Annotated in this window: 1 protein-coding gene; it reads right to left on the bottom strand. The window is 34.0% G+C overall.

The window, feature by feature from the left end:
* Window positions 1-886, bottom strand: an 886-nt coding sequence (locus tag ACNKXS_RS07250) for a polysaccharide biosynthesis tyrosine autokinase (RefSeq protein WP_417920293.1), incomplete at both ends; no start/stop codon positions are given.

The raw sequence follows: 886 nt of genomic DNA on the forward strand, positions 1-886 counted from the left end.
CTGAGCACCATAGCTAAACTTTGAATAATCGATATCATTAAGTATAACTGCAAGACCTTTCAGCTTACCTTGTTTTCTTAATTCTTTTGGAAAATCCAATAGAGCCTTTTCAGTATAATCTGCTCTGGTAACATAAAGTGTATAGTCTGCCAATTGACTTATCAAAAGAGTATCAGTCACAATCATGGTAGGGGCTGTATCGACAATGATGTAATCATAATTAGCTCTCGATTTTTCTATCAAGCTTTCCATACGATCGTTCATTAGTAATTCTGCAGGATTTGGAGGTATTGGGCCAGATAAAACTACATCAACTTCTATATTATGATCATTCGTTTTAGAAATGATATCCGCTACCTGTACATCATAATCATATAAATAATCAGATAAACCTTTCTCTTTAGCACCTACAGTATCACTAGTATACCTATGCAATTTCGGGTTTCTTATATCAGCTCCAATTAATAAAACTTTTTTATTAGAACTTGCTAAAGTCCTGGAAACATTGTAAGAAACAAAGGTTTTCCCCTCCCCCTTAATTGTAGAAGTTACAAAAATAACGTCTCCTCTGGTTTTATCTTTATTTTGCACTAAGTAGGCCAGATTGGTTCTTAGTATTCTGAATGATTCAGCCAATGGAGATCTGTCATTAAGTTGAATAACGTCAGTTTCTTCTGGTTTGATTCTAGGCAATTCCGCTAAGAATGGCACATCCTTCAATAATGATGTCAAATCACCCTTATGATGAACTTTAGTATCTAAGAAATTCTTAGCGAATATGATTAAAATTGGTATAATTAAACCTATCAAAAATCCTGCTACAAGAATAATCCAGGGTTCAGGATCTACAGGAGAATTATTAGTAAAAGGTGTATCTATCACACGG

The sequence above is a fragment of the Christiangramia marina genome (assembly GCF_048285865.1).
Taxonomy (GTDB): Bacteria; Bacteroidota; Bacteroidia; order Flavobacteriales; family Flavobacteriaceae; genus Christiangramia; species Christiangramia marina.